This window comes from Actinoplanes awajinensis subsp. mycoplanecinus (assembly GCF_001509495.1).
Classification (GTDB): domain Bacteria; phylum Actinomycetota; class Actinomycetes; order Mycobacteriales; family Micromonosporaceae; genus Actinoplanes; species Actinoplanes palleronii.
The window spans coordinates 14,520-39,704 of record NZ_LLZH01000308.1 but is presented as its reverse complement, the minus strand read 5'-3'; the positions used below and the strand labels follow the sequence as shown (position 1 = coordinate 39,704).

Below are 25,185 nucleotides of genomic sequence, written 5' to 3'. Positions count from 1 at the left end.
AACGCGAATCTTGCGCGGATTGCCGATTAAATTGCGGACGTGGTCAAGCGTCGCGAACTTCGCCTGCTGCTGGTGCCGTTGCTGTTGCTGCTCGTGGGCTGCCTGGTGATCCCGGCGGCGTGGCCGCAGGAGCCGGTGCGGGCCGCGCAGACCGCCTGCGCGGCCCCGGTGCTGCTGGCCAACGGCGACTTCGAGGCGCCGGCCATCGCGGCCAACTCGATGTCGCTGATCAACGAGGGACCGGACATGCCGGGGTGGAAGACGAGCGCGCCGGACCACGTGTTCGAGCTGTGGCACGAGGTGCGGCAGGGTTTCAACGCCGGATCCGGGGTGCAGTTCGTCGAGCTGAACGCGAACTACGTCTCCACCCTCTACCAGGACCTGCCGACCACTCCCGGACAGACGCTGCGCTGGGAGCTCAAGCACCGCGGCCGGCTCGGCACCGACGTGATGGCCGTGAAGATCGGCGTGCCGAACACCACGCTGCCGCAGAACGGCGGGCTGATCTCGGACGGCAGCGCGGTGTGGGGGAGCTGGTCCGGCACGTACACGGTGCCGGCCGGGCAGACGCTGACCCGGTTCGCGTTCGACTCCATCTCAGCGGCGCAGAACAAGCCGACGTACGGCAACTTCCTGGACGGCATCTCGTTCGGCACCGAGGCCTGCCTGTTCAGCACCACCACGGTCAGCGCGGCGACGGCGAACGTGGGTGACCTGCTGACCTACACGGTCAGCGCGGAGAACCGTGGCGGCAACCCTGCCAAGCTCGCGCTGCTCAGCGACGTGCTGCCGGCCGGTACCACGTTCGTGCCCGGCTCGATCCGGTCGATCACCGGGGCCAGCAGCACGGCGGTCAGCGACAGCGCCGACAGCGACACCGGCGAGTACGACGCGTCGGCCCGTACGGTCCGGGTCCGGGCCGGCACCGGCGCCGGGTCGAGCGCCGGTGGGACGATCCCGGTCGGCGAGTCGCGCTCGTTCAGCTACCAGGTACGGGTGAACACCGCGGCCGCCGAGACCACGCTGAGCACCGAGGGCACCGCGACGTACACGGATCCGCTCAGCACCAACCGGCCGACCGCGACCGGCAACACCGTCGTGACCACCGTGAACGCCGCCGCCGACCTGCGGCTGAGCGCGGTTATCGCGGCCGGCGGGGTGATGGCCGGCCGGGCCGCCACGACGAACCTGACGGTCACCAACGCCGGGCCGAGCACCGCGACCGGTGTCCAGGTGAGCGCGGTCGTGCCGCCCGGCATCGTGAACGTGACCGCGAACCTGACCGGCGCCGCCTGCGTGGTGACCGGTGGCCTGAACGCCCGCTGCACCCTGCCGTCGATGGCGTCCGGCGCGACAGCGGTGATGGTGGTCAGCGGCGACGTGCTGTCCGCGGCCACCCCCGGCGCGCAGGCCACCCTCACCTCGGCGGTGACCAGCACGACGTACGAGGTGAACCAGGCGGACAACGCCGCCTCGGTCAGCGGCGCGGTGGCCACCCTGGCCGACCTCGGCGTGACCATGACCAACACGGCCGGGGTGGCCGGCGCGACCGTCACCTACACCGTCCCGATCACCAACACCGGCCCGTCGGTGGCGCGCTCGCTGGTCCTCTCCGACGCGATCGCGAACTCGTCCACCTACCTGACCGCCCGGTTCAGCAGCGGTGGCGGCAGCTGCGCGACGACCAGCACCGGCATCGTCGAGTGCCAGATCGGTGACCTGAACGTCGGCGCCACCGTCACCGTCGAGATCGACGTGCGGCTCGACCCGAGCGGCACCGGCGACGTCAACAACGCGGTCTCGGTCACCTCGACCACACCCGACCCGGTCGCGGCGAACAACAACTACTCGGTGCAGACCACCGGCACGGTGGCCGCCGACGTCAGCGTGAAGCTCGCGCTCAGCGCGCTCAGCGCGTACGCCGGCGACACCGTGACCTACACGCTCACCGTGGTCAACAACGGTCCGGCCCTGGCCCGCAACGTCACGTTCAACACCGTCGTCCCGCCCGGCGTGACCATCGTGCGTTCCAGCCCGCAGTGCACGGTGAACGCCTGCACGATCGCGGCCCTGCCACCGAACTATCCGATCGTGCTGACCGGCACCGCCACGCTCGCCGCGACCGCCGCGTCCGGGCCCGGGTTCGCCAGCACCACGGTGATCTCCCCGACCTACGACAACAACCCGGCGAACGACACCGACACCATCGGCTTCACCGTGCTGCTCCGCGCCGACCTGGGCGTCACCCAGACGCTGGCCAACCCGTCCGACCCGAGCGCGCTGGTCGCCGGGCAGACCGTCACCGGCGTGGTCACGGTGGTCAACAACGGTCAGACCCGCGCCGAGGGTGTGGTGCTGCGCCAGGCGGTGCTGGCCGGTGCGACGGTCCCGGTGGTCACCACCACCGGTGCCGTCTGCACGTTCCAGGGCAACGGCAGCCCCGGCACGATCACCCCGGACGGCGGCAGCTTCGTCTGCAACCGGCCGACCCTGGCCACGTCGAGCACCTGGACGATCAGTTTCGGCGCGGTGCCGCTGCCGGCCGGGTACGCCGGACCGACCTTCGCCCGGACCGCCACCGTGTCGGCGAGCACCGTCGACCCGGACGCGTCGAACAACAGCGTGACCACCACGAGCACCGTCGAGCAGCACGCCGACCTGCGGGTCACCAAGATCGTGACGAGCGCGGCCAGCATGGTGCAGACCGAGGAGGTCCGGTTCCGGGTCACCGTGCGCAACCTCGGGCCGTCCGACGCGACGAGTGTGGTGCTGCGCGAGGACCCGGACACCGGCCTGAGCATCGCGTCCGGCACCAGCGCCGACGGCGGTTACGACCCGAACACCCGGGCCTGGACCCTCCAGCGGCTGGCGCCGACTCCGGCGGCGGACGCGGTGCTGAACCTGGTCGGCACGGCGCTGGGCACCGGCACGCTGAACAACAGCACCCGGGTCGTGGCGGCCGACGGCACCGACCCGGATCCGGCCGACAACACCGACACGGCCACGGTCACCGCCGTCGCGGCCGCGCCCGCGCTGGACATCCAGTCGACGAGCACGGTGTCGACGCCGGTGCCCGCCCCGGTCGGCGCGGTCATCACGTACAGCTATCAGGTGACGAACACCGGCAACCTGCCGATGACCACGATGACGCTCACCGGCACCCGCAGCGGCACGGCGTCCTGCCTGGCCACCACGCTCGCGGTGAACGCCTCGACGACCTGCTCCGGCGCCGCCACGCACACGGTCACCTCGGCCGACGTGGTCGCCACCATGCCGATCACCGACACGGTGACCGCGCAGGCGCTGAACACCGCGACCGTGCTGCCCGCCACGTATGCCCAGCTCAGCACGAGTGTGTCGCTCGCCCTGCCGATGGCCTCGCTGACCGCGGTGATCACCCCGACGGTCAGCAACCCGAGCCGGCAGAACGCGGTCGCGGCCGGTGACCGGATCGCCTACAGCTACGCGATCACCAACAACGGCAACGTGCAGATGGACGGCGTCACGGTCACCGACACGCTGGGCAACGTGGTCACCTGCCCGCAGCCGGACCTGGCGATCAACATGTCGATGACCTGCGGGCACTCGCCGGCGCCGGGATACCTGGTCACGCAGGCCGACATCGACACCGGCACGCCGATCGCCGACGTCGCGACCATCACCGCGACACCCAACGGCGGCCTCGTGGCGGGGACGTTCGTGGTGCCCAGCGGCGGGGTGCAGGTCGCCGCGGGGGTGCCCGCGCTGGAGGTCACCGTCACCACCACGACACCCGGGCCGGTCGCGGTGGGTGACACCATCGGGTACCACTACGAGATCCGCAACGTCGGCAACGTCGGTGTCGCCTCGGTCGCGGTGACCGACTCGCTCGCCGCCACGGTCACCTGCTCACCGACCGTGATCGCGGCCGGTGGCACGCTGTTCTGCCACTCGGCGGCCACCGCTCACCTGGTCACTCAGGGCGACGTGGACGCCGGGCGGCCGGTGCACAACGACGCGATCGTGGACGCGCTCAGCGTCGCGCCCGGGCACCAGCCGTTCAGCGTGGTGGGGTCGGCCGGGGTGCCGGTGGTGGCCGCCGTACCGGACCTCACCGTGACCGGTTCGGCCCACGTGGTGCCGGCCGGGCACGCCGGTGGGGTCCAGCCCGGTGACGGGATCTTCTACACGTACCAGGTGACGAACGCCGGGAACGTGACCATGCAGGCGGTCGGGGTCACCGACACCAGGACCGGGGGCGGGTCCTGCCCGGCCGGCCCGCTCGCGCCCGCCGCGTCGGTGAGCTGTGCGAGCGGTCCGACGTACGCCGTCACGCAGGACGACTTCGACGCGGGCACGCCGGTCTCGGCCACCGCTCGCGCGTCCGGGCGCGCTCCGGGGCAGGTCAGCACGATTTCGTACGGCACGAGCACGGTGACCGTACCCGTCGGTGGCGGGCTCGGGACGCTGACCGTCGCGGCCGGGCCGGCCAGGGTGGTGCCGGCCGGGCACCGCGCGGCGGTGGAAGCCGGCGACACGGTCGCGTTCGACGTCGAGATCACGAACAGCGGCAACCTGACCATGTCCGGGCTGACCGTCACCGACAGCCGGACCGGTACCGGGACCTGCCCGGTGGCCAGTATCCGACCGGCCGCGACGATCACCTGTGGCACCAGCGCGTACCGGGTGACCCAGCAGGACATCGACCTGGGCGGGCCGCTGGAGAGCAGCGTGACGGTCAGCGGGCGGGCCGGGAGCGTGGGGGCGACCCGCAGCTTCGGGCCGGTGCCGACCTGGGTGCCGGTGGTGGTCGGTGCGCCGTCGCTCGACGGCCGGGTGATCGGGACGGCCGACCCGGGCGGGCACGCGGCCGGCGCGGTGGCGGGTGACCGGATCGGCTGGACGTACGAGCTGGTCAACAACGGGAACCAGACGATGACCGAGGTGACGCCGTCCGGGGGTGTGGTGTGCCCGAAGAGCACCCTGGCCGTGCGGGAGACGATGACCTGCGCGGGGAGTTCCGGTTACACGGTCACCCAGGACGACGTGGACCTGGGTGAGCCGATCGCGACCTCGGTGACGGTGGCCGGGCGGGCGCCGGACGGGGTGCACACGTTCGGGCCGTTCCACGGGACCGTGGCGGTGGAGGCGGCCGATCCGGCCCTGGAGATCACCATGAGCACCCAGGTCTCGTCGGCCTCCGCCGCGCGGGTCAGGGCTACGGCGGTTGCGGTCGGGGTGACGGTGGGCGATTTACTCCGGTACGCGTACACGGTGCGCAACCGCGGGAACGTGACGGTCGGCGACATCACCGTCGATCACGCGCGCGGTGTCGCGGTGAGCTGCGTGCGGACCCGGCTGGCCCCGGGCGCGTCGACCACGTGCGCGGCCGGCACCCCCTACCGGGTGACGCAGGCCGATGTGGACGCGAACGTGCCGATCGCGGACCAGGCGTACGCGAAAGGCACCGTGCCGGGCACCGGCCGCACGGTCGTCTCCACCGCGGCCGGCACCTCGGTGCCGCTCGCGGCGCCGAACCCGAAAGTGACCGGCGCACAGACCGCGGTCTGGGCCGACACCGACGGTGACGGACGGCTCGGCCCGGACGACACCGTGGTCTCCACGATCCGGGTCACCAACACCGGCAACGTCACCCTGATCAACCTGCGGGTCACCGGCCTGCCCGCGGCGGTGGTCTGCGACGCGACCCGGATCGCCCCGACCGCGAAGGTGACCTGCCGATCCAGCGCCTACCACCTCACCACCCGGCAGATCGCCGCAGGTCAGCACACGTTCGAGGCGCACATCGCCGGGGACCTGGTCGACCCGGCCGCCGCCGACGTGACCGCGGACGCGCCGTCGACGGTCGCGGTCCCGGCCCGCAAACCACCGGGCAAGCCGGCCGTCCCGCAGCGCCCCGGAGACCCGGCCCTCCCCGGTCCCGGCGGCTCGGTCCCGGTGACCGGCGGCGCGTCGGCCGTGCTGATGCTCCTCGGCCTGTCCCTGATCATCGGCGGCGCCGCCCTGCTGACCCTGACCCGCCTCCCCACCCGCCGCCGCCCGTCGCAAGGCCGGTAACGGCAGGCGTCCCCACCCCCGGCTGGTGCCGGCGGCTGCCTCAAAGCACTCGAGACGACCGCCAGCACCAGCCGAAACGCTGTGGCTGGTGCCGGCGGTCGCCTCGCCGGGGTTGAGGCAGCCGTGAGCGCCAGCCCGGACCGCTCAGACGGCCACCGAGTGCGTGGAGCCGGGTGTGTGGGGACTTTGGGTGCGGAGCGCACCTGAACTTCACACGCCAGGACGCCGACGACGCCGGGCGGGTGGGGAACGGCCGAGGGGCCGGGTCGCTCCCCACCCGTGATCAGGCCCGCGCCGGGGTCAGGCCCGCGCCGGGGTCAGGACGCGGCGCTCGGCGCGGCGCCGGCCGGTGCGCCCGACGGCGGGGTGCCGCCCGGGCCGCCACCGGGTGCGCCGGACGGGGGAGTGCCGCCCGGGCCGCCACCGCCGGGAGCGCCGCTCGGCGGGGTGCCGCCGGGCTGGCCGCCGCCGCCCGCCGGGGCCGCGCCGGCGGCAGGCTTGGTGCCGGTGTCCACGCCGACCGCGAGCGACACCGCGTATCCGCTGGTCACGTCACCGGTCGTGGTGCCGAGCTGGCTGGCGCCGCCGTCGTCGCCGAAGACGTTGTCGTTCTGCAGGGTCACCTGGGCGAGGTTGGTGACCGAGGCTTCGTACCCCTTCTCCTGGTAGACGACGTCGCAGACGTCCTTCGGCAGCGCCACCTGGGAGGTCGCGATCGCCTTCGTGGAGTCGGTGATGTCGGCCTGGCTGGGGAACACCTCGAAGTGGATGTGCGGCCACCGGCCGGTGTAGCAAGCCGGGAAGATGCTGGTGAACTTCACCTTGCCGTCCGCGTCGGCGATCTGCACGCCGCGCAGGTAGTTCTCCTTGGTCAGCCCGTCGGAGTACATCGAATACCCACCGGCGCGGTCGCAGTGCCACACGTAGACGGCGACCCCGGCGAACGCGGCGCCGCTCTTCGCCAGGTCCTTGATGGTCAGCTCCAGGGTCATCGGCACCCCCTCGGCGGTGGTCGTCGCGTCGCCGAAGCTGGACCGGATGTCACTGCGGACGATCCCGGTCTCCTCGAGGACGTCCGGCCCGTTCGACCCGTCACCCGGGTACGGCCCGGCGGTCTCGTCAGGGATCTCCCCGGACGACGTCGAAGCACTGGCGGTGGCCGTGGGCGTGGCACTGCCGGACTTGCCGTCGCTGCACGCCGCGAGCCCGAGAGTGGCCGCGCCGATGCCGAACGCGCGCAACACCTGGCGGCGACCCATGAGGGTGCCGAGGTCGAAGCCGAGGCCCTGGTCGAACACCTCCTCATCGGGTTTCGGAAGGGGGCGCCCCTGATACGACGGTTGCTTCACTGGTCCTCCTGTCGGCCGGCGACGGGTGTCGCCGATCCGGTTTGCTGTGCCGGTTTCCGGCGGCCCCAGGATGGCGTCGTTCCTGGTCCGCCGTGATCGCGAATGAATCCCGCCGGATTCGTCCTCGCTCGCCGGTAATACAAACATTGGAGGCTATGAACGACCTGTGGCTTTAACCTCGAATGGGCGAGGTTGATTGTCAACAATTCTGCGGACAGGCATTCGGAAAGGGAAAACGCATTCAGGCGGCCACACAGAACTCGTTCCCCTCCGGGTCGGCCATCGTCACGTGATGCCCGTCGTAGGTCGCCAGCACCCGCCCGCCGGCCGCCCGCAACTCCTCGGCCTTGGCCAGGATCCGCGGCCACGGCTCGCCGTGCTTGCCGACCCGGACGTCGAGGTGCAGCCGGTTCTTCGTCACCTTCGGCTCGGGCACCTCGAGGAAACTCAGCCGCGGCCCGACCCCGTCCGGGTCGTGCAGCCAGGCGCCACCGCCCTCGTCCTCGGCCGGCTCCCCGAACGACGCCGCCCACTCGGCCCGCGTGGTGAACGGCGCCGGTGGCGGCTCGTCCACATAACCCAGCGCGACCTTCCAGAACCCCGCCAGCTCCTCCGCCCGCGCACAGTCGAACGTCAGATCCACCCGCAGCACCACCACGAACCCCTTTCCTCACCGACCCCGCCATCCTCCACCCGGGGTCCGACAAAAAATGGGGTCCGGCGGAATCACCGCGGCATTCCGGCCCACGGATCGTCAGCTGCCCCCGGGGCGCAATCCGGCAGGCAGCACGTCAGATGAGCCCGCGCCCAAGGATCACTTTCGGGCCGCGCACCACGTCCCGGGCATATGCGGCCACGGCGTCCTCGGGTTCCCCCGGGTCACGGTCCCTGGCGGTCAGTTCCGCGAGCAGCTCCACCCGTACCCAAGGGTCTTGATCTTCCGCAGCGGCCCGGGACAGCGCCGCCTACCCCGCGCCGCGCATCGCCGGCGCCATCAGCAGCGACTGCCCGGCCCGCACCCGCCGCTCCGGCGACGGATCCCCGGCCAGCGTCGCGAGCAGCTCGTCCTCACCCAGTGGCAGCCGCTCCCTGTGCCGCTCCTCGAACGCCGTGACCTCGGCGGGAGTGAGCGGCGGGTTCATCGTGAACCAAGGTGCCTCGGGAACGAACGAGGCCGCGTCCAGTTTCGCCGCGATCCGGGTGAGCTGATCAGACTCGGTCACTCCAGGCGTTTCAGGATCTCTGCGGTGGTGACCACCTCGCCGAAGCGGGGAAGCACCACCGTCAGCGCGTGCTCATGCTCCTGCGCCGTCATCCCGCTCATCGCGTCGGACACGAACACCACCTCGAACCCGAGATCCGCCGCCGCCCGCGCCGTCGACTCCACCCCCATCGTGGTCGCGATCCCGGCCATCACCACCGTCTGCACCCCGCGCTCGCGGAGGGCGGCCTCCAGCCCGGTCCGGGAGAACGCCCCGACCGTCTGTTTCACCACCTCGATGTCACCGGCCTGCGGCGTCATCTCCGGCACGAACCCGCTGCCCGGTGGCTGCTCGGCCACGCCCGGACGCTCGACCCGGACCAGCACCACCACGCCACCGGCCGCCCGGAACGCCGTGGCCAGCGACACCGACCGTGCCACCACCGCCGCACCGGGATGCGGCTCCAGATCGCGCGACACGATCCGGGGCATCAGGTCAATCACGATCAGCGCACTCCGCGCAGCCTCGACAGTCACACCAGGACCCTACAAAGGGGGTCCGACAAGAACAGTCCGGCGCAGGAGCCGGAGTGAGGCGACCGCCACCGCGACCAGCGCCCCGGCCGTGGCGATCGCCATGTCCTTCTGCGCGTCCCACACGTCGCCCTGCTGGCCGTTGTAGGCCTCGGCCGTCCCCGGCGACAACGTCATCGCGATCGCCCATTCGAGCAGCTCGTAGAGCGCGCTCGTGGACAGCACCACCTCCACCGCCGCCACCGCCGACCAGCGGACGCCACGCCCCGCTCCGCGGAACCGGGCGAACAGCACCGGGCCGAAACAGAGCCCGTAGGACAGGTGCACCAGCCGGTCGAAGTTGTTGCGCCGCCAGCCGAACACCTCGTTGAGCCGCACCCCGAACAGCTGCTCGGTCCAGTCGTCGTAGGGCACGAACGAGTACATCCACCGCGCCGCGACCGAGTGCACCAGCAAAAAGATCAAAATCAACAGAAATGAGGGGTACGGCAGGGGCTGCCGGCGCTGCACCAGCAGCAGAGCCACCAGCCCCACGACGGTGAGCGAGTGGTGCATGGCCTGTTCGGCCGGGTGCGGAGGGTGCCACCAGGTGGCCGTCACCACGAGCAGGAAGACGCCCAGCGTCCATCGATGCGCGAGCGGGAGCGTGGGCACCCGCGCACTGTACGCACCGGTGTCGATGCCCCCGGCTATCGCACCGGGCTCTCGACGTTCGTGGTGGTGAGCGCGGCCACCAGCCGGTCCACCTGCCCGCGGATCTCCGGTACGGCGGTCGTCTCCCACGTGTGGCCACGCCGCAGCGGGCCGACCAGCCACAGACCGGGCTGGACCCGGCCGTCCGGGTCGGTGTCGACGCCGAGGCCGTACGGGCCGGGGCGGACGGTGCCGTCCTGGAACAGCCCGTTCAGGAACGGATCGGCGGAGCCGGGCAGCGCGCCCGGCCCGGTACACGAGATGACCGCGGCGTACCGGCGCGGCGCGGCACCCTCGATCTCGACGAGCAGCCCGCCGCGCGGGTCCGGCTCGACCGACCGCAGCCGACCGGCCGAGAACCGCAGCGTGCCCTGCTCCTGCAGCTCCGCGATGCGCGCCGCGACCGGCGGGGCCATCCGGTGCCGGTGCACGTCCCAGAACCGGACCACGTGCCGCAGGAACCGCTCCCGGTCACCGTCGCTGAACTCGGCCCAGAGCCGGTCGGCCCGGTGCCGCAGGGTGTCCACCACCGCGACCCAGTCGGCGCCGCCGGCGATCGCCAGCCGGACCCGGCTCAGCAGCTGGCGCAGCGTGAGCGCGCCGTCCAGCAGCAGGTCGGGGTGGGCGGACGACGGGGGCAGCTGGGGGTGCGCCAGCGGGTGCAGGCCACGGCGGGAGATCGCCTCGATCGGCCCGCGGTGACCGGCCTCGGTCAGGCTCAGCGCCACGTCGACGGCGGTCAGCCCGGTGCCGAGCAGCAGGACCGGCTCGTCGGCGGCCGGCTTCGGGTAGGCCGACCACGGGTCGGTGACCAGGTGCGGGCTGGCGTAGGCGGCGTCGCTGATACCGGGGAGCCGCTGCTGGCGCGGGTTGCCGACGGCGAGGATGACCTGCTCGGCGCGGACCGGGCCGGCGTCGGTGTAGACCACGTACCCGTCGGCGTCGCGGCGCAGCGCGGTGGCGGTCGCGACGTGGTGCCACAGCCGGCCGCCGGACTCCTCGAGGGTCTCGGCGAACTGGTCGGCGAGGTAGTCACCGTAGAGGCTGCGGGGCAGGAAGTCGGTGCCCTCGACGGCGTCGCCGCGATCGCGGCACCAGCGGACCAGGTGCATCGGGTCGTCCGGGCAGATGCTCATCGAGCCGGCCCGGGCGTTCAGGATGTGCCACGGCTCGGCCGCGCCGTAGGCGACACCGCGCCCGGGTGATGGATCCGGCGCGATCAGGACGACGTGCCGGTCCATGTGGCGGATCAGCAAGTGGGCCAGCAGCGCTCCGCTGGCGCCCCCGCCGACGATCGCGATGGTGCGGCTGGTGACGGCGTCCCGACTGGCGGTCACCGCCACTTCGACGAGGCTCGACATTTTACTCTCCCGCAGGTCGGTGCTCCGGCAAGCAAACCACAAAACCCACCGGTTTTGTAGGTTAAGTGGTCGCGCGCCGCAGAGTTTACGGTGCGGCCACATCCACGACGTGAATCCTCGTCCGTGCGTTGCGCCACCGTGCCCGAACGTGATCGAACGGGGCGGTCCGCCGCTGCTCGCGACGCTTCTGGATCACTGCGCCGTGCGCATCGGTGAACCGGCCGGGAACCCGCGCCGTTCCGGCTGACTTGGCCGTCCCATGATCCCGGCTGGTGGTCAGGGGTGCCTCAACCCGGTTGAGGCACCCCTGACGACCAGCCGCGCTCACCCGGTGCCCGCGAGGTGTAGGCCGTCGGGGGATTGGCGGATGGTGGTCCGGTGCCCGCTGATGGATAGCGGGATCCCCTTTCCCCCTGTTCAGGGAATTGGTGATGGTTGATTTGAGGGGCCCGGGGATACTGGGTCCGGCATTCGGGGGGTCCGGGGCCGTGGAGGGAGCAGGCTGATGACGCAGGGGGCAGAGCCGAACGACGGTTCCGGCCAGGAGGCGCCGGCACCGCCGGAGGGCGGCGGCCGCCCGGCAGCCGGCTCGGCGCGGGTCCCGGCCCCGCGCCCACCGGACAGCGCAACTCCTGTCGACGCAGCTCAGCCGGCCGCACCACCGGGCCGCGCGGCGGTCCCCGCACCGTCGTCGCCACCCGCACCGGGCCGCGCCGCAGTTTCCGCGCCCGCCCCACCGGCCGCGCCGACGCCGCAGTCCGCACCGACGGCGCAGGCCGCACCGAACCCGGCTGACGCACCGACCCGGTCGATCACGCCGAATCCGGCGGAGGCGGCGACCCGCTCGATCACGCCGAGCCAGCCGTCGGCGCCGGGCCGCGCCGCGGTCTCCGCGCCATCCCAGCGCCCCGCATCACTGGAGCAGGCGCCACCACCGCAACGCCCCACCTCGCTGGCCCAGGCGCCGCCGCCGCAGCGCCCGTCACCCCAGCAAGCACCGCCCGCGCCGCCGCATCATCCGTCGTCTCAGCAGGCGTCGCCGCAGCGCCAGTCGGCCCAGCAGGCGTCGCCTGCGTCGTCGCAGTATCCGCCGACGCCAGCGGCGCCGCTCGCGCTGCCGCAGCGTCCGTCGGGTCAGCAGGCGCCGCCCGCGCCACCCCAGCGGCCTGCGCCCCAGCAGCCACCCGCGTCCTTCCCGCCACCCGCGCCCCAGCAGCCGCAGGCCGCTCCGCGCCCGCCCGCGGCGTTCCCGGGCAGCGCCCCCGGCAGGGCGTCCGTTCCGGCTCCCGCCCCGCCGGCCTCGCCATACGATGCTCCCCAGCGCGCGGCCGCCGCAGCGCCTCTCGCACCACCCTTCCGCCCGCCCGTGACGAATCAGCCATCCTTCCCGCACCAGCCGCCCGCGCCGCAGCAACCCCCGGCGCCGGGCCGCGCCTCGGTGCCCGTGAGCAGCGCCCCGACGAGCGGCGGCTCGACCTACCAGAGCGCCACACCGACCGCCGGGCCGCAGACCTACCAGAGCTCCGTACCGAAAAAGCCCAGGCGCCGCGGTCTCATCGCCCTCCTGGTCGTCGTGTTCCTCCTGGTCGGGCTGTTCGGCGCCGGGACCGCGGTGCAGCTCAAACGCGAGCTGCCGCCCGCCACCCTGGCCACCGAGATCGCCACCACCCTCAAGATCCCCGGCGCCGCGCCCACGATGCCGTGGCCCAGCGAGGGTTCCGCGGAGTTGATGATCGAGGGGTTGGGCCGGATCGGCGGTTCCGGCGGTGAGACGGCCGAGCCGATCGGCAGTGTCGCCAAGGTGATGACCGCTTACGTCATCCTCAAGAACCACCCCCTCGACGGCGACGAGGAGGGCCCCGAGCTCACCGTCACGGCCGCCGACGTCGCGGATCACGACCGGCGCACGCTGACCGGCCAGTCCCTGGTCCCGGTGCAGGTGGGGGAGAAGCTCACCGAGCGCGACGCCCTCGAGGCGCTGATGCTGCCGTCCGCGAACAACATCGCGCACCAGCTCGCGGTCTGGGACGGCGGCACCGAGGCGGGCTTCCTGGAGAAGATGAACGCCGCCGCGGACGAGCTGGGCATGACCGATTCCGAGTACACCGACCCCAGCGGTTTCCTGCCGACCACCATCAGCACCGCGCCGGACCAGGTGAAACTGGCCCGGGCGGCGCTGAAGTTCGACGTGTTCGCCGAGATCGTGGAGCTGCGCGACGCGCAGATCCCGGTGGCCGGGAAGATCCGCAACTACAACGACCTGCTCGGCGTGGACGGGGTCTTCGGGATCAAGACCGGCTCCACCGACCAGGCCGGCGGCAACCTGGTCTTCGCGGCCCGGCTCAAGGTCGGCGCGAAGAACCTGGTGATCGTCGGCGCGGTCTTCAACCAGCCGGGCGCGAACACGCCGGAGCAGCTGGTCGCGGTCAACAAGGTGGTCCGCAAGCTGCTCGCGGCGGTCGAGAAGACCGTGAAGGAATACTCGGTGCTGCCGGCGAAACCGGTCGGCACGGTGCAGACCGCGTGGGGCTCGTCGTCGACGGTCACCCCGAAGACGGCGTTGAAGGTGGTCGGCTGGCCGGGCCTCGCGGTCAAGGTCAAGACCACCACCACGAAGCCCGGCGCCCAGGTCAGCGCCGGGCAGCAGGTGGGCGAGGTTCAAGCTTCCGGGGTACGCGTACCGCTGCTCGCCGACGCCGCCACCAGCGAGCCCTCGCTCTGGTGGAAGCTCACCCGGCGCCCCTGACCGGCGGCCCGGGTGCGCTGGGTGAGCACCACGCACCCGAGCACCACGGCGGCCGCCCCGATCGACGCGGCCGTCACCGGCTCGCCCAGCAGCAGGGCTGACCAGAGCAGGGTCAGCACCGGCTGGGCGAGCTGGATCTGCCCGACCTTGGCGATCCCGCCCCGGGCCAGCCCGGCGTACCAGGCGAAGAAGCCGAGGAACATCGACACCGCGGTGAGGTAGCCGAACGCCGCCCACCCGCCCGCGCCGGTGTGCGGCGGGTGCTGGACCGAGGCGACCAGTGCGATCGGCAGGGTGACCGGCAGCGCGAGCAGTAACGCCCAGCAGATCGTCCGGGCCCCGCCGAGTTCCCGGGCGAGCACCCCGCCCTCGGCGTACCCCAGCCCGCACAGCACCACGGCGGCCAGCAGGTAGAGGTCGGCCACGGTCAGCGAGCCGTGCACGGCGCCGGTGGCGACCAGGAAGACCAGGACGGCGACCAGCCCGCCGCCACTGGCCAGCCAGAACGCCGGCGGCGGCCGCTCACCGGCGCGCAGCGCGGCGAACACCGCGGTCATCGCCGGCAGCACCGTGATCACCACGGCGCTGTGCGCCGAGGTCTGGCTGGTCAGCGCGAGGGACGTGAAGAGCGGGAAGCCGACGACCACGCCGAGCGCGACCACCGGCAGCCGCCGCCACTGCGCCGGGGTGGGCCGCGGCGACCGGGTCCAGCGCAGGTAGGCCAGGGCCAGCAGGGCCGCGCCGACCGCGCGCCCGAACGCCACGAACCACGGGTCGAGATCGTGCACCGCGACCCGGGTGGCCGGCAGCGACATGCTGAACGCGAGCACACCCAAGGCGCCGAGGGCAAGTCCCGCTGTTACCGTGCTGCCGTCAGTAGCGCTACTCTTGCTTCTCATGAATGACGGTAACGCAGCGACCCGTGTTATCCAAGATCTTCGCGCCCGGGTCCGGGATGCGGCGCCCGGGTCGCGGTTGCCGTCGGTGCGCGAGCTGACCGTCGCGCACCAGGCCTCCCCGGTCACGGTCAGCGAGGCGATCCGGCACCTGGTCGCGCAGGGCCTGGTCGAGGCGCGTCCGGGCCGCGGCACGTTCGTGGCGGCCCGCCCGGAGCCGCCGCGCGCGCCGGACCTGTCCTGGCAGACCGTCGCGCTCGGGCCGGGCGTTCCCGGGGAGAGCGAGATGCAGGCGTTACTGGCGTTACCGCCGCAGGGCGCCATCCCGCTCTCCGGCGGGTACCTCGACGCCGATCTGCAGCCGGCCGCGGCGCTCGGCACCACGCTGTCCCGGATCGCCCGGCAGCCGGCCGCCTGGCAGCGCGGCCCCGCCGAGGGCCGGGAGGATCTGCGCGACTGGTTCGCCCGGGAGACCGGCACCGGGCTGCGCGCCGGTGACCTGGTGATCTGCCCGGGCGGGCAGTCCGCGCTGTCGACGGCGCTGCGCTCGCTCGCGGCACCCGGTGACACGCTGCTGGTCGAGTCGCCGACCTATCTCGGTGCGCTGGCCACCGCCCGGGCCAGTGGCCTGCGGGTGGTCCCGGTCCCGGCCGACCACGACGGCGTGTTGCCGGACCAGCTCGCGGCGGCGTTCGCCCGCACCGGCGCGCGACTGTTCTACTGCCAGCCGCTCTACGCCAACCCGACCGGCTCGACCCTGGCGGCGCACCGGCGGGACGCCGTGATGGCCACCGTCCGCGCCAACGGCGCGTTCCTGATCGAGGACGACTACGCCCGCGACCTGGTCATCGACGGTGACGCCCCGCCGCCGCTGGCCGCGTCGGACCCGGACGGGCACGTCGTCTACCTGCGCTCGCTGACCAAGTCCGCGGCGCCGGGCCTGCGCATCGCCGCGATCGGCGCCCGCGGACCGGCTGGCGCCCGGCTGCGGTCGGCCCGGTTGCTCGACGACTTCTTCGTGGCCGGGCCGTTGCAGCAGGCCGCGCTGGAGTTCGTCACCGGCCCGGCCTGGCCTCGTCACCTGCGCACGCTGCGGCGGGAGTTGCGCGACCGCCGCGAGGCGCTGCTCGCCGCCCTGCACCGGCACCTGCCCGAGCTGGTCCCGGCGGTGGTCCCGCGCGGCGGCTTCCACCTGTGGGTGCGGCTCCCGGACGGCGCCGACGACACCGCGGTGGCCGCGGCGGCCGCCGCCGAGGGCGTGATCGTCTTCCCGGGCCGGCCCTGGCACGCCGCTGAACCGCCCGCTGCGCACCTGCGACTGACCTGGGCCGCGGCCCCACCGGACAGGATGGACGACGCGGTCCGGCGGCTGGCGCGAGCGCTGAAAAAATTCAGTTGACAGATTTACATTTTCAAAACGAAAAAGATCTACGATGCGCCCGTGCAATCTGACATGGGCCTGCAACCCGGGGTTCGCCTGGGTAACCGATACCGCTTGGAAGACCGGATCAGCGCCGGAGCGACCAGCGAAGAGTGGCGTGCTGTCGACGAGTCGCAATCGCGGACCGTCGCGGTCGAGATCAGCCCGGCCGGTGACCCGGACCGGTTCACCGCCGCGGCGAGCGCGCTGGCCCGGATCGACCATCCCGCGGTCGTCAAGGTCCTCGACGCCGGCCTCGCCGGAGGCTTCTCCTACCTGGTCACGGCGTTCACCGACGGTGAGTCGCTGGCCCAGCGGCTGGCCCGGACCGGCCGGCTCGCCCCGGACGAGGCGATGCGGATCCTCGCCGCGGCGTCCGAGGGCGTGCAGGCCGCGCACGACCAGGACGTTCTGCACGGCGACCTGACCACCGCCGACGTACGGCTGGGCAGCGACGGCGGCGTGACGATCACCGGCTTCGCGCTGGCCCGGCCGGGCGCCACGAGCCCGGAGCAGGCACAGGGCCGCCCCGGTGACCGGCGCAGCGACGTCTACGCGCTCGGCAAGGTCGCCCAGGAGAGCCTGGGCGGCGACCAGGCGGACGTGCCGGCCCCGGTGCTCGCCCTGGTGCACCGGGCGCTCGCCGACGACCCGGAGCAGCGCTGGCCGTCCGCGCTGGTGCTGGCGGACGTCGCACGCCAGGTCGCGACCGAGCCGGAGCCGGAGGTCGGCACGGGCGCCAAGTCCTGGCGCCGGAACCTGATCGCGGCCGTTGTCGCGGTCCTGGTGGTCGGCGGCATCATCGCCGGCATCGCGGTCCGCGGCGGCGGGGACACCGACGCGGCATCCGCGGCCAAGCCCACCGCGAGCGCGGGCAGCGGCGTGCCGGCCGGGTTCAGCGCGTGTGGCGACGCGTTCTGCCCGACCGAGCCGATGTGCTGGAACGCGCTGGTGCAGACCGGCACCCAGGCGATGCCGCCGGTGTCCGCGTACTGCCCGGGCAGCCACGTCTGGGAGACGTTCCTGGCGATCCCGCTGCCGGACGGCCCGCCGGTGCTGACCAAGGCCAAGCCGCTGATCAAGGAGGCCGCGGCGGCCAAGGCCTGCTCGGCCGCGGCGCTCAAGGCGCAGAGCAAGAAGCCGGCCGCCACCGTGCACTGGATCCGCGCCGCGTGGCCGGTCGAGGGCACCGGCAACACCTGGCTGCTGCACTGCATCGCCCAGCCCAAGGCCGGCACCTCGACCGGTGCGGTCTTCGCACCGTAGGGCCACTGCCGGCGACGCCCTAGACTGCCCGCGTGCAATCAGATTCGGTCTTGCGCGCGGGCATGCGCCTGGGTGATCGCTACCTGCTCGAGGACCGGCTCGGCGCCGGCGGGATGGGCGAGGTGTGGCGCGCCCTCGACGAATTCCTGGGGCGGACCGTCGCGGTCAAGACCATGCTCCCCTCGGCATCCGCAGACCCCGATTTTGTACGGCGGTTCACCCAGGAAGCGACGGTGATGGCGCGGGTCAACCACCCCGCGGTCGCCTCCATCCACGACGTCGGCCGGGCCGGCGACGGCATCACCTACCTGGTGATGGAGTTCGTCGACGGCGAGACCCTGGCGCAGCGGCTCGGCCGTGGCCGGCTCGCCCCGGACGAGACGATGCGCCTGATCACCCAGGCTGCCGAGGGGCTGCAGGCGGTTCACGACCAGGGGATCCTGCACCGCGACATCAAGCCGGCCAACATGCTGCTGCGCCGCGACGGCCGCGTGGTGATCACCGACTTCGGGATCGCCCGGCACGAGGACGCCAGCCGGATCACCGCGACCGGGGCGATCCTGGGCACGCCCAGCTACCTGTCGCCGGAGCAGGTGCTCGGCCAGCAGGCCGACCGGCGCAGCGACGTGTACTCGCTGGGTCTCGTCGCCTACGAGTGCCTCGCGGGGGAGCGGCCGTTCGTCGGCGACAACCCGTATGCGGTGGCGCTGCAGCGGATCCAGCAGTCCCCGAAGACCATCGGGGTGAACGTGCCGATGCCGGTGCTGGCGATCGTGGAACGGGCGCTCGCGGTCGACCCGTCACAGCGCTGGCAGTCCGCGGCCGCCCTGGCCGACGCCGCCCGCACCGCGTTCGACCCACCGGCACCGCAGCGGTCCGGGGTGGACGTGCCCCCGGCCGGGGGTGATGCGCCGCGGTCCGGCGGCGATGTGCCGCGGTCCGGTGGTGACGCGTCGCAGTCCGGTGGTGACGTGTCGCGGGCGCGGGCGCAGACGCCGGGTGGCCGGACCGGGAAGCTGGTGACCGCGGCGCTTGCCGCCCTGGTGATCGCGGGTGGCGTCGCCGGCGTGGTGCTCAAGACCCGCGACGACGGCAGTGGCAGCGCCGCAGCCGATCCCGGGACCGCCGGCGCCACGAGCGCTCCGGCCGGTCCCGCCGCGTCGCCGGCCGGGTTCGCCGGTTGCGGTGACGCGTTCTGTCCCACCGAGCCGATGTGCTGGAACGGACTGACCCAGAACGGTGCGGAGCTGGTGACCCCGTCCTCGGCGGACTGCGGCACCGAGCACTTCTGGGAGACCTACCTCGCGGTGCCGCTGCCGGACGGGAAGCCGCTGATCGGCGGGGACCAGACGCTGCTCGACCGCCCCGAGTTCGCGAAGGTGTGCACGGCCGCCGCGCTCGCCGACCACCGGCGCGGCGGCAAGATCGCCACGGGCTGGCTGCGGGACGCCTGGCCGATCCCGTCCGGCAAGACCTGGCTGCTGCACTGCCTCGGCCAACCCCCCACCCACCTCTCGACCGGCCCCGCCTTCACCCCTTAACAGCCGACAACCGCGACCGTGGGGACTTTCGGCGCGCAGCGCACCCCAACTCCCCACGCAACAGCTGACAACGGCGAGTGTGGGGACTTTCGGCGCGGAGCGCACCCCAACTCCCCACGCAGCGGCTGACGGCGGCGAGTGTGGGGACTTTCGGCGCGGATCGCGCCCAAAGTCCCCACGCAGCGGGGGTTTGGGGGAAGTGGGACCACCCACGGGCAATGAAGGGTGCGGCGATCGGTGTGGACGCGCCAGCGGCCAGATCGCCGTGCCCGGCCCCCGCGGGAGCGGCGATCTGTACCCGGCAACCACATGGGACATCATGAATTTGATCTTCGAGGTAACCGGGAGCGACAAGCGGACAGCGACCGAAATATCGCTATTGGACCGGGTTCCAGCCATCCGCGCCCGCCAGATATTTCTGTGACGTGTAGTTCGCGGCGGTTGACGCGCTCATCTGCGGCCGGTCGCTGGTGCCGCCGGTCGCGCCCGCGCCGGTGTTCGCGTATTCGGTGAAGCGGCACGTCTTCCAGGAGAAACCGCTCATGTCCTGCCACGCGCCGGCCTGCCGGATGTGGCTGCCGAGGGTCGATTCGCGGACCAGGACCTGGCCGATCGCGTCGGCCGCGCCGCCGGCGTGCCAGCAGCGGCCGAGTGCCACGGTCTGCGCGGCGGCCGAGCTCTTCAGCGTGGACCTGGTGATCAGGAAGCCGTAGGGGTTGCTGTCGTCGGTCGCGGCGGCGGTGATGTAGCCGTTGTTCGAGCTGCTGCCGATGTTGAGCGATTCGATCGTGGTGCTGTCGATGACGACCGCGCCGTTGCCGTAGATGAAGTCGACGGCGCCGGATATATAGGACTTGTAGACATACTGCCGGATCTGCGAGCTGCCGGTGCCGCCCCAGGACAGGAACGTGTCCTGGTAGCCCAACATCCGCACGTTGCGGTACACCTGACGGTCGCCGGCCGCGTAGACGGCGAGTGCCTGGCTGCCCGCGCCATACGTGTTCTGCATGGTCAGGCCCTTGATCGTGCTGTTCGCGGCCTGGTTGTAGACGGTGGCGCTGCCGACCGTGCCGGCGGTCGACTGCGGCTTGTTGCCGGTGATGACCACGTCGGACGAGGTGCCGGTCGCGCCTTGCAGGGTGAGGCCGGACTTGCTCGCCGGGATCTGGACCTGGCCCTGGTAGGTGCCGGCCTTGATGGTGATCACGCCGCCGGTCGACGAGGCGGCGATCGCGGCCTGGATGGTGGTGTAGTTGCCGGAGCCGTCGGCGGCGACGGTGACGTTGGTGGCGGCGTGCGCGGCGGTGGTCGTCAGACCGACCAGCAGAGCGGCGGCCAGCGAGACAACGATGGCTTTCACGGGTGCCTCCCGATGGAAACGGGGACGGCGCCCGCCTGGGGATTGGGGCGGGCGCCGTCAGGAGCGGGGAACGTCAGATCTTGCCGGTGCCGGCGCCGGCCGTGACGGTGGCCTTGACCGTGCTGTTGGCCTCGGGGGTGTACGAGTACGGGATCGCCGCGACGCTGGCGCCGTTGCGTACCACCTCGGTGCCCGAGTTGACCTTGTAGTTGTTCAGCACCTTGAGGTTCCCGGAATCCGAGTCACCGGTCTGGGTGATCGTGGGGTTCGCGACGTTCTCGAAGTAGTTGCGTTCGACGAAGACGCCGGCGTTCTCGGTGGACGCGACGCCGTACGAGCCGACGTTGCTGTAGTAGTTGTTCAGCACGTGCACCGGGTTGGCGAACCGGACCCGCGGGTGCCGCTGGTTGGTGCCGTCGAACCAGTTGTGCACGTACGTGACGCGCAGGTGCCCGAGGTCCTCGGCCGAGTTGTCGTCGCTGTGGCCGAGCAGCATCGACTTGTCGTGGTCGTGCAGGTGGTTCCAGGACACCGTGATGAAGTCCGAGCCACGCTTGATGTCGATCAGGCCGTCGTACCCGTTGGACAGGTCGTTGTGGTCGATCCACACGTTCGTGGTGCTGGACTGCACGTTGATCGAGTCGTCGGAGGCGTTCTTGAACACCAGGTTCCGGATGATGATGTTCTTCACGCCGGAGAGGTTGAAGCCGCCGCCGGTGACGCCGGACGAGGATCCGACGCCGATGACTGTCTTGTTGGACGCGACGCTGTACATGCCGGAGATGGTGATCAGGCCGGAGACCCGGACGGTCTGCGACGTGCTCGAGCTGAGCGCCGACTTGAGGGCGGACGCCGTGGTCACGGTGACCACGGTGCTGGACGAGCCGCCGCTGGTTCCGCCGTTGAGGCTGGCGAAACCGACCGGGCTGGACTCGGCGGCGACCGCGCCGGTCTGGGTGGCGACGAGGGTGCCGCCGACCGCCAGGACTCCGGCGGCGGTGGCGGCGAGGACGGTACGACGTGACGGTGACATGGGGGATTCCTCCGTTGGGGGACGGGTTCTTCCTGCGGGTAAGCGCTTTCCTGGCTGCCGAAGTTAAGCCTGTCATCCATGTCTGTCAATCACTGATGTCCGGCATGTTTCCGGCGACGCCTTAACCGGTTCACGCTGACCTGCGGCTTCCATCGTTCGGGGCGCTCCCGGACGGCGTGCAACATCTGTAGAACTGAGACATGCTCACCTATCTCGACTGCGACACCGGCATCGACGACGCGGTCGCCATCGCCTACCTGCTGGCCCACCCGGCGGTCACGCTCGCCGGCATCGGCACGGTCAACGGCAACACCACCGCGCCGCAGGCGGCGGCGAACACCCTCGGGTTGCTGGCACTGGCGGGCCGCGAGGACGTTCCGGTCGCGATCGGCGCCGGCGAACATCCGCACGCGGTGGCCTCGGTGCACGGTGGCAACGGCGTCGGCGAGGTCCGCCTCCCCTCCGGGGGCAAACCCGATCATCGTACGGCCGTGGAGCTGCTCGTCGCCCTCGCCCGGCAGCACCCGGGCGACCTCCACGTGCTGGCCACCGGCCCCTGCGGCAACCTGGCCGCCGCCCTGCACGTGGAGCCGCGCCTGCCCGAACTGCTCGCCTCGGTCACCGTGATGGGCGGCGCCGTGCGGGTCCCCGGCAACCGCACCCCGCACGCCGAGGCCAACATCGTCCACGACCCGGCCGCCGCGGCCGTGGTGCTGGCCGCCCCCTGGCCGGTGACCCTGGTCCCGCTGGACGTCACGATGGCGCACCGCTGGACCGCCGCCGACGGTGACGCGCTGCGAGCCGGCGGCTCACCGCTGCAGGTGGCCCTGGCCGACATGCTCCCGATCTACTACACCAGCTACGAGCGCCGCCTCGGCGTCCGCGAGATCCCGCTGCACGACCCCCTCGCCGCCGCCGTCATGCTCGGCGACGTGACCCCGGCGGACGCGCCGACCCTGTCGATCACGGTCGCCCCGGACGGCCGGACGGTGGAGCAGGGCCCGGGCCCGGTCCGGGTGGTCCTGTCCCTCACGGCCCCGGCCGGCCCGGTGCTGCTGAGCCGCATCCTCGGTCAGTGACCCACACCCTGGTAGCCGCGCAGCTGCCGTTTCCAGAACAGGTATGCCAGCGTGAACAGTGCCGCGCCCACCACCGGCGTCAGGTAGCCCAGCCACGCCGGGACGGCCAGCTGACCGGTTCTGCCCAGCACCACACTGGCCGGGAGGAAGGCCACGAACGCGACCGGCAGGACGTAGGTCAACGTCCGCTGCACGCCGCTGCCGAAGATGCTCAGCGGGTAGGACCCCAGCGTGTCGAACGCGTCCAGCATCATCAGCCGGAACGCCCAGGTGTCCAGGATCCGCACCGACAGCCCGGCGATCATCACCACCACGGACGCCTCCACCAGCGCGCCGCCGATCACCGCGAGCACCAGGAACAGCACCGAGGCGGGTGACCAGTCGACGTCGGCGACGGTCAGCGCGATGCCGAAGACCAGGATCGCCATCGACAGGTCGCCGAACGGCATCAGCGACCGGGTGTTCGTGGCCAGCTGCACGAGCGGGTTGGCCGGGCGCAGCAGCATCCGGTCGAGCTGGCCCTCGCGGATCGCGACGTCGGAGAACCCGACGCCGTCCATGGTGACCAGCCACAGGGCGTGCGACAGCAGGCGCATGCCGTACAGGAAAGCGATCTGCCCGAGGGACCAGCCGGCGACCGTGCCGAACGTGTGCAGCAGCACCCAGACGAACGCAAAACCACTTCCCTGGTACGCGGCGCCGGCCAGCATCGTGGTCAGCACGTTGCCGCGGTACTGGGTCGCGGCGCGCAGCGCGGCCCCGCGCAGGATCAGGTAGAGCCGGAGCTCTCGGCGCAGTCGGTGTGCCGCGCCGCCACCTTTCACCGCGGGCTCACCCACCGTGCACCACCGTCCGCCGGTACGCCTGGCGCCACACCAGCGCGGTCAGCCCACTCAGCGCCACGATCCAGCCGGCCGCGAGCACGAACCCGTCGCGCGCCGCCGCCCCGTCGACCTGACCGATGTAGATCGCCGCCGGCTGGTACACGATGTAGCGGAACGGCAGCGCGTCGGCCACCGCCCGCAGCGGCGCCGGGAAGAACACCAGCGGCACGCTCGCACCGGCCAGGAACGCCGCGACGAAGCGGTACAGCACGGCGATCCCGGTGTTCTCCACCGTCCAGAACGCGGTCAGCCCGATCAGCAGCGACAGCAGCCCGTTCAGCATCCAGCCGAGCAGCAGCGCCACCGGGTAGAGCAGCCCGGCGGCGAGCCCGGCCGGCCCGGACAGCCCGCCGATCAGCCCGGCGAGCGGGACGACCAGCAGCGTCACCGCGATCTGGGTGACCGACGTCCCGGCCTGCAACGCCAGCATCTGCCCCGGATATCCGAGCGGCCGGCTGATGTCGAAGACCACCTCCCCGCTGCGGACCCGAGCCGCCATGATCCACATCAGTGGCGAGTTGATCACGATGGCCTGCAGGCTGGCCAGGGTCAGATAGACCACCGTGCTCTCCCGGCTGAGCCCCGCGACGGTGTCCCGGCCCTGGTAGGCGGCCGACCACACCCGGGTCACCAGCAGGATCCAGAGCAGGGTCACCGCCGCCGACGCGAAGATCGTGATCCGGTACTGCAGGCGGATCGCGACGGCGGCCCGGACATACGCCCGATAGCCCCGCAGCGCGCGCCTCACCCGTCCCGCCGTTCCCGGTAGAGCTCCTTGACCACACTCTCCAGGTTGGACTCGACCACCGACAGCTCCCGGATCTGCCACCCGTCGCCGGCCGCCGCGAGCAGCCGGTGCACCGGCTCGTCCCGGCCCACCCGGAACCGCCATCGGCCGTCGTGCTCGCGTTCGCCGACAAACCCGCCCAGGTCCAGGCGGTCCCCATCCGGCTGATCGCCGTCCAGACGAACCAGGACCTCCTGGTACGGGGCGAAGCGCGCGACCAGCCCGTCCACCGCCCCGTCGTAGAGCACCCGTCCGTGATCGATCAGCAGGATCCGCCGGCACAGCCGTTCCACGTCGGCCAGGTCGTGGGTGGTCAGCAGCACCGTGGTCCGGCCGCTGCGGTTGGACTCGTCGACGAAGCCCCGGACGGTCTCCTTGGCGAGCACGTCCAGCCCGACGGTGGGCTCGTCGAGGTAGAGCAGCGGCGGGTCGTAGAGCAGCGCGGCGGCCAGGTCACCGCGCATCCGCTGGCCGAGGCTGAGCTGCCGGACCGGGGTGTGCAGGAACGGGTCGAGCTCCAGGAGTTTGCGCAGCCGGGCCAGGTTGCTGGTGTAGCGGGGCGCCGGCACGTCGTAGAGCGCGGCGACCAGCGTGAACGACTCGATCAGCGGCAGGTCCCACCAGAGCTGGCTGCGCTGGCCGAACACCACCCCGATCCGCCGGGCCAGGTTCTGCCGGTCCCGCCACGGCACCACCGGCCCGCCCGGCCCGGCCACCTCGACCGTGCCGCTGGTCGGCCAGAGCACCCCGGTGAGCAGCTTGATGGTGGTCGACTTGCCGGCGCCGTTCGGCCCGAGATACCCCACGACCTCGCCCTCGTCGATGCTGAAGTCGATGTGGTCGACGGCGAGGGTGCGCTCCTTCTCCCTGGTGAACAGCGTCCGCAGGGTGCCGAAGCGGCCCTGCACCGCTTTGGTCCGCACATACTCCTTGGTCAACTGCCGCACGGTGATGAGGGCCATGACTCATGGGTCTACC

At 72.1% G+C, this 25,185-nt stretch carries 19 protein-coding genes; 6 read left to right on the top strand and 13 right to left on the bottom strand.

Going from position 1 to position 25,185, the window contains the following annotated elements; all coding sequences use genetic code 11:
* Positions 1–39 precede the first annotated feature (39 nt).
* Positions 40–6,057 (top strand): DUF7507 domain-containing protein, encoded by a 6,018-nt coding sequence (locus ADL15_RS38995; protein ID WP_067702520.1) that lies wholly within the window; start codon positions 40–42, stop codon positions 6,055–6,057.
* Positions 6,058–6,374: 317 nt separating this feature from the next.
* Here the strand turns inward: ADL15_RS38995 and ADL15_RS56680 are convergent, their stop codons facing one another.
* The 7 genes from ADL15_RS56680 to ADL15_RS38960 form a co-directional block, all read right to left on the bottom strand.
* Positions 6,375–7,406: an intradiol ring-cleavage dioxygenase gene (locus ADL15_RS56680; RefSeq protein WP_067702517.1), complete on the bottom strand. Its 1,032-nt coding sequence runs from the start codon at positions 7,404–7,406 to the stop codon at positions 6,375–6,377.
* 241 nt (positions 7,407–7,647) lie between these two features.
* Positions 7,648–8,049: a VOC family protein gene (locus ADL15_RS38985; protein ID WP_394326976.1), complete on the bottom strand. Its 402-nt coding sequence runs from the start codon at positions 8,047–8,049 to the stop codon at positions 7,648–7,650.
* A 322-nt stretch (positions 8,050–8,371) separates the two neighbouring features.
* Positions 8,372–8,629, bottom strand: coding sequence for a hypothetical protein (locus ADL15_RS38980; protein WP_067702514.1), 258 nt, complete (start codon positions 8,627–8,629; stop codon positions 8,372–8,374).
* The gene (locus tag ADL15_RS38975; protein WP_232344823.1) at positions 8,626–9,144 is read right to left on the bottom strand and encodes an isochorismatase family protein; all 519 of its coding nucleotides are present in this window, start codon (positions 9,142–9,144) and stop codon (positions 8,626–8,628) included. The genes ADL15_RS38980 and ADL15_RS38975 overlap by 4 nt, the downstream gene beginning before the upstream one ends.
* Before the next feature lie 9 nt (positions 9,145–9,153).
* The gene (locus ADL15_RS38970) at positions 9,154–9,795 is read right to left on the bottom strand and encodes a DUF2238 domain-containing protein (protein WP_232344822.1); all 642 of its coding nucleotides are present in this window, start codon (positions 9,793–9,795) and stop codon (positions 9,154–9,156) included.
* Between the two features lie 35 nt (positions 9,796–9,830).
* The gene (locus tag ADL15_RS38965) at positions 9,831–11,195 is read right to left on the bottom strand and encodes an FAD/NAD(P)-binding protein (RefSeq protein WP_067702512.1); all 1,365 of its coding nucleotides are present in this window, start codon (positions 11,193–11,195) and stop codon (positions 9,831–9,833) included.
* A 645-nt stretch (positions 11,196–11,840) separates the two neighbouring features.
* On the bottom strand, positions 11,841–12,143 hold the full coding sequence (locus tag ADL15_RS38960; RefSeq protein WP_198171204.1) for a hypothetical protein: 303 nt from the start codon (positions 12,141–12,143) through the stop codon (positions 11,841–11,843).
* Positions 12,144–12,639: 496 nt separating this feature from the next.
* Between ADL15_RS38960 and ADL15_RS38955 the strand changes: the two genes are divergently transcribed.
* Positions 12,640–13,941 (top strand): D-alanyl-D-alanine carboxypeptidase, encoded by a 1,302-nt coding sequence (locus ADL15_RS38955; protein ID WP_232344821.1) that lies wholly within the window; start codon positions 12,640–12,642, stop codon positions 13,939–13,941.
* Here ADL15_RS38955 and ADL15_RS38950 read toward each other — a convergent pair.
* Positions 13,854–14,840, bottom strand: coding sequence for a DMT family transporter (locus ADL15_RS38950; RefSeq protein WP_067702506.1), 987 nt, complete (start codon positions 14,838–14,840; stop codon positions 13,854–13,856). The two genes, ADL15_RS38955 and ADL15_RS38950, sit on opposite strands and share 88 nt — an antisense overlap.
* Between ADL15_RS38950 and ADL15_RS38945 the strand changes: the two genes are divergently transcribed.
* From ADL15_RS38945 to ADL15_RS38935, 3 genes are read left to right on the top strand one after another with little or no spacing between them, the layout of a single operon-like run.
* A complete protein-coding gene (locus ADL15_RS38945; RefSeq protein ID WP_067702503.1) occupies positions 14,839–16,236 on the top strand; it encodes an aminotransferase-like domain-containing protein in 1,398 nt (465 codons plus the stop codon). The genes ADL15_RS38950 and ADL15_RS38945 overlap by 2 nt on opposite strands.
* Before the next feature lie 42 nt (positions 16,237–16,278).
* Positions 16,279–17,523 carry a serine/threonine-protein kinase gene (locus ADL15_RS38940; RefSeq protein WP_157441873.1) on the top strand — a complete coding sequence of 415 codons (1,245 nt, stop codon included), beginning with the start codon at positions 16,279–16,281 and terminating at the stop codon, positions 17,521–17,523.
* 32 nt (positions 17,524–17,555) lie between these two features.
* Positions 17,556–19,064 (top strand): serine/threonine-protein kinase, encoded by a 1,509-nt coding sequence (locus tag ADL15_RS38935; RefSeq protein ID WP_157441872.1) that lies wholly within the window; start codon positions 17,556–17,558, stop codon positions 19,062–19,064.
* 376 nt (positions 19,065–19,440) lie between these two features.
* On the opposite strand, the gene ADL15_RS38930 is transcribed toward ADL15_RS38935, so the two are convergent.
* On the bottom strand, positions 19,441–20,424 hold the full coding sequence (locus ADL15_RS38930) for a pectinesterase family protein (protein WP_067702494.1): 984 nt from the start codon (positions 20,422–20,424) through the stop codon (positions 19,441–19,443).
* 73 nt (positions 20,425–20,497) lie between these two features.
* Positions 20,498–21,457 carry a pectate lyase family protein gene (locus tag ADL15_RS38925; RefSeq protein ID WP_067702491.1) on the bottom strand — a complete coding sequence of 320 codons (960 nt, stop codon included), beginning with the start codon at positions 21,455–21,457 and terminating at the stop codon, positions 20,498–20,500.
* Positions 21,458–21,657: 200 nt separating this feature from the next.
* On the opposite strand from ADL15_RS38925, the gene ADL15_RS38920 reads away from it, so the two are divergent.
* Positions 21,658–22,536 carry a nucleoside hydrolase gene (locus ADL15_RS38920; protein ID WP_067702488.1) on the top strand — a complete coding sequence of 293 codons (879 nt, stop codon included), beginning with the start codon at positions 21,658–21,660 and terminating at the stop codon, positions 22,534–22,536.
* Here ADL15_RS38920 and ADL15_RS38915 read toward each other — a convergent pair.
* From ADL15_RS38915 to ADL15_RS38905, 3 genes are read right to left on the bottom strand one after another with little or no spacing between them, the layout of a single operon-like run.
* Complete coding sequence (locus ADL15_RS38915) at positions 22,530–23,375, bottom strand: ABC transporter permease (RefSeq protein WP_232344820.1); 846 nt, start codon at positions 23,373–23,375, stop codon at positions 22,530–22,532. The two genes, ADL15_RS38920 and ADL15_RS38915, sit on opposite strands and share 7 nt — an antisense overlap.
* A complete protein-coding gene (locus ADL15_RS38910; RefSeq protein WP_198171203.1) occupies positions 23,368–24,168 on the bottom strand; it encodes an ABC transporter permease in 801 nt (266 codons plus the stop codon). The genes ADL15_RS38915 and ADL15_RS38910 overlap by 8 nt, the downstream gene beginning before the upstream one ends.
* Entirely contained in the window at positions 24,165–25,169 is a 1,005-nt protein-coding gene (locus ADL15_RS38905) for an ABC transporter ATP-binding protein (protein ID WP_067702484.1), read from the bottom strand. The genes ADL15_RS38910 and ADL15_RS38905 overlap by 4 nt, the downstream gene beginning before the upstream one ends.
* Positions 25,170–25,185: the final 16 nt, after the last annotated feature.

What these genes read in the sequence shown, in the direction of transcription:
- ADL15_RS38965 (WP_067702512.1), bottom strand. Translation starts at nt 11,195, where the DNA reads ATGTCGAGCCTCGTCGAAGTGGCGGTGACCGCCAGTCGGGACGCCGTC.
- ADL15_RS38950 (WP_067702506.1), bottom strand. Translation starts at nt 14,840, where the DNA reads ATGAGAAGCAAGAGTAGCGCTACTGACGGCAGCACGGTAACAGCGGGA.
- ADL15_RS38920 (WP_067702488.1), top strand. Translation starts at nt 21,658, where the DNA reads ATGCTCACCTATCTCGACTGCGACACCGGCATCGACGACGCGGTCGCC.
- ADL15_RS38925 (WP_067702491.1), bottom strand. Translation starts at nt 21,457, where the DNA reads ATGTCACCGTCACGTCGTACCGTCCTCGCCGCCACCGCCGCCGGAGTC.
- ADL15_RS38905 (WP_067702484.1), bottom strand. Translation starts at nt 25,169, where the DNA reads ATGGCCCTCATCACCGTGCGGCAGTTGACCAAGGAGTATGTGCGGACC.
- ADL15_RS38945 (WP_067702503.1), top strand. Translation starts at nt 14,839, where the DNA reads ATGAATGACGGTAACGCAGCGACCCGTGTTATCCAAGATCTTCGCGCC.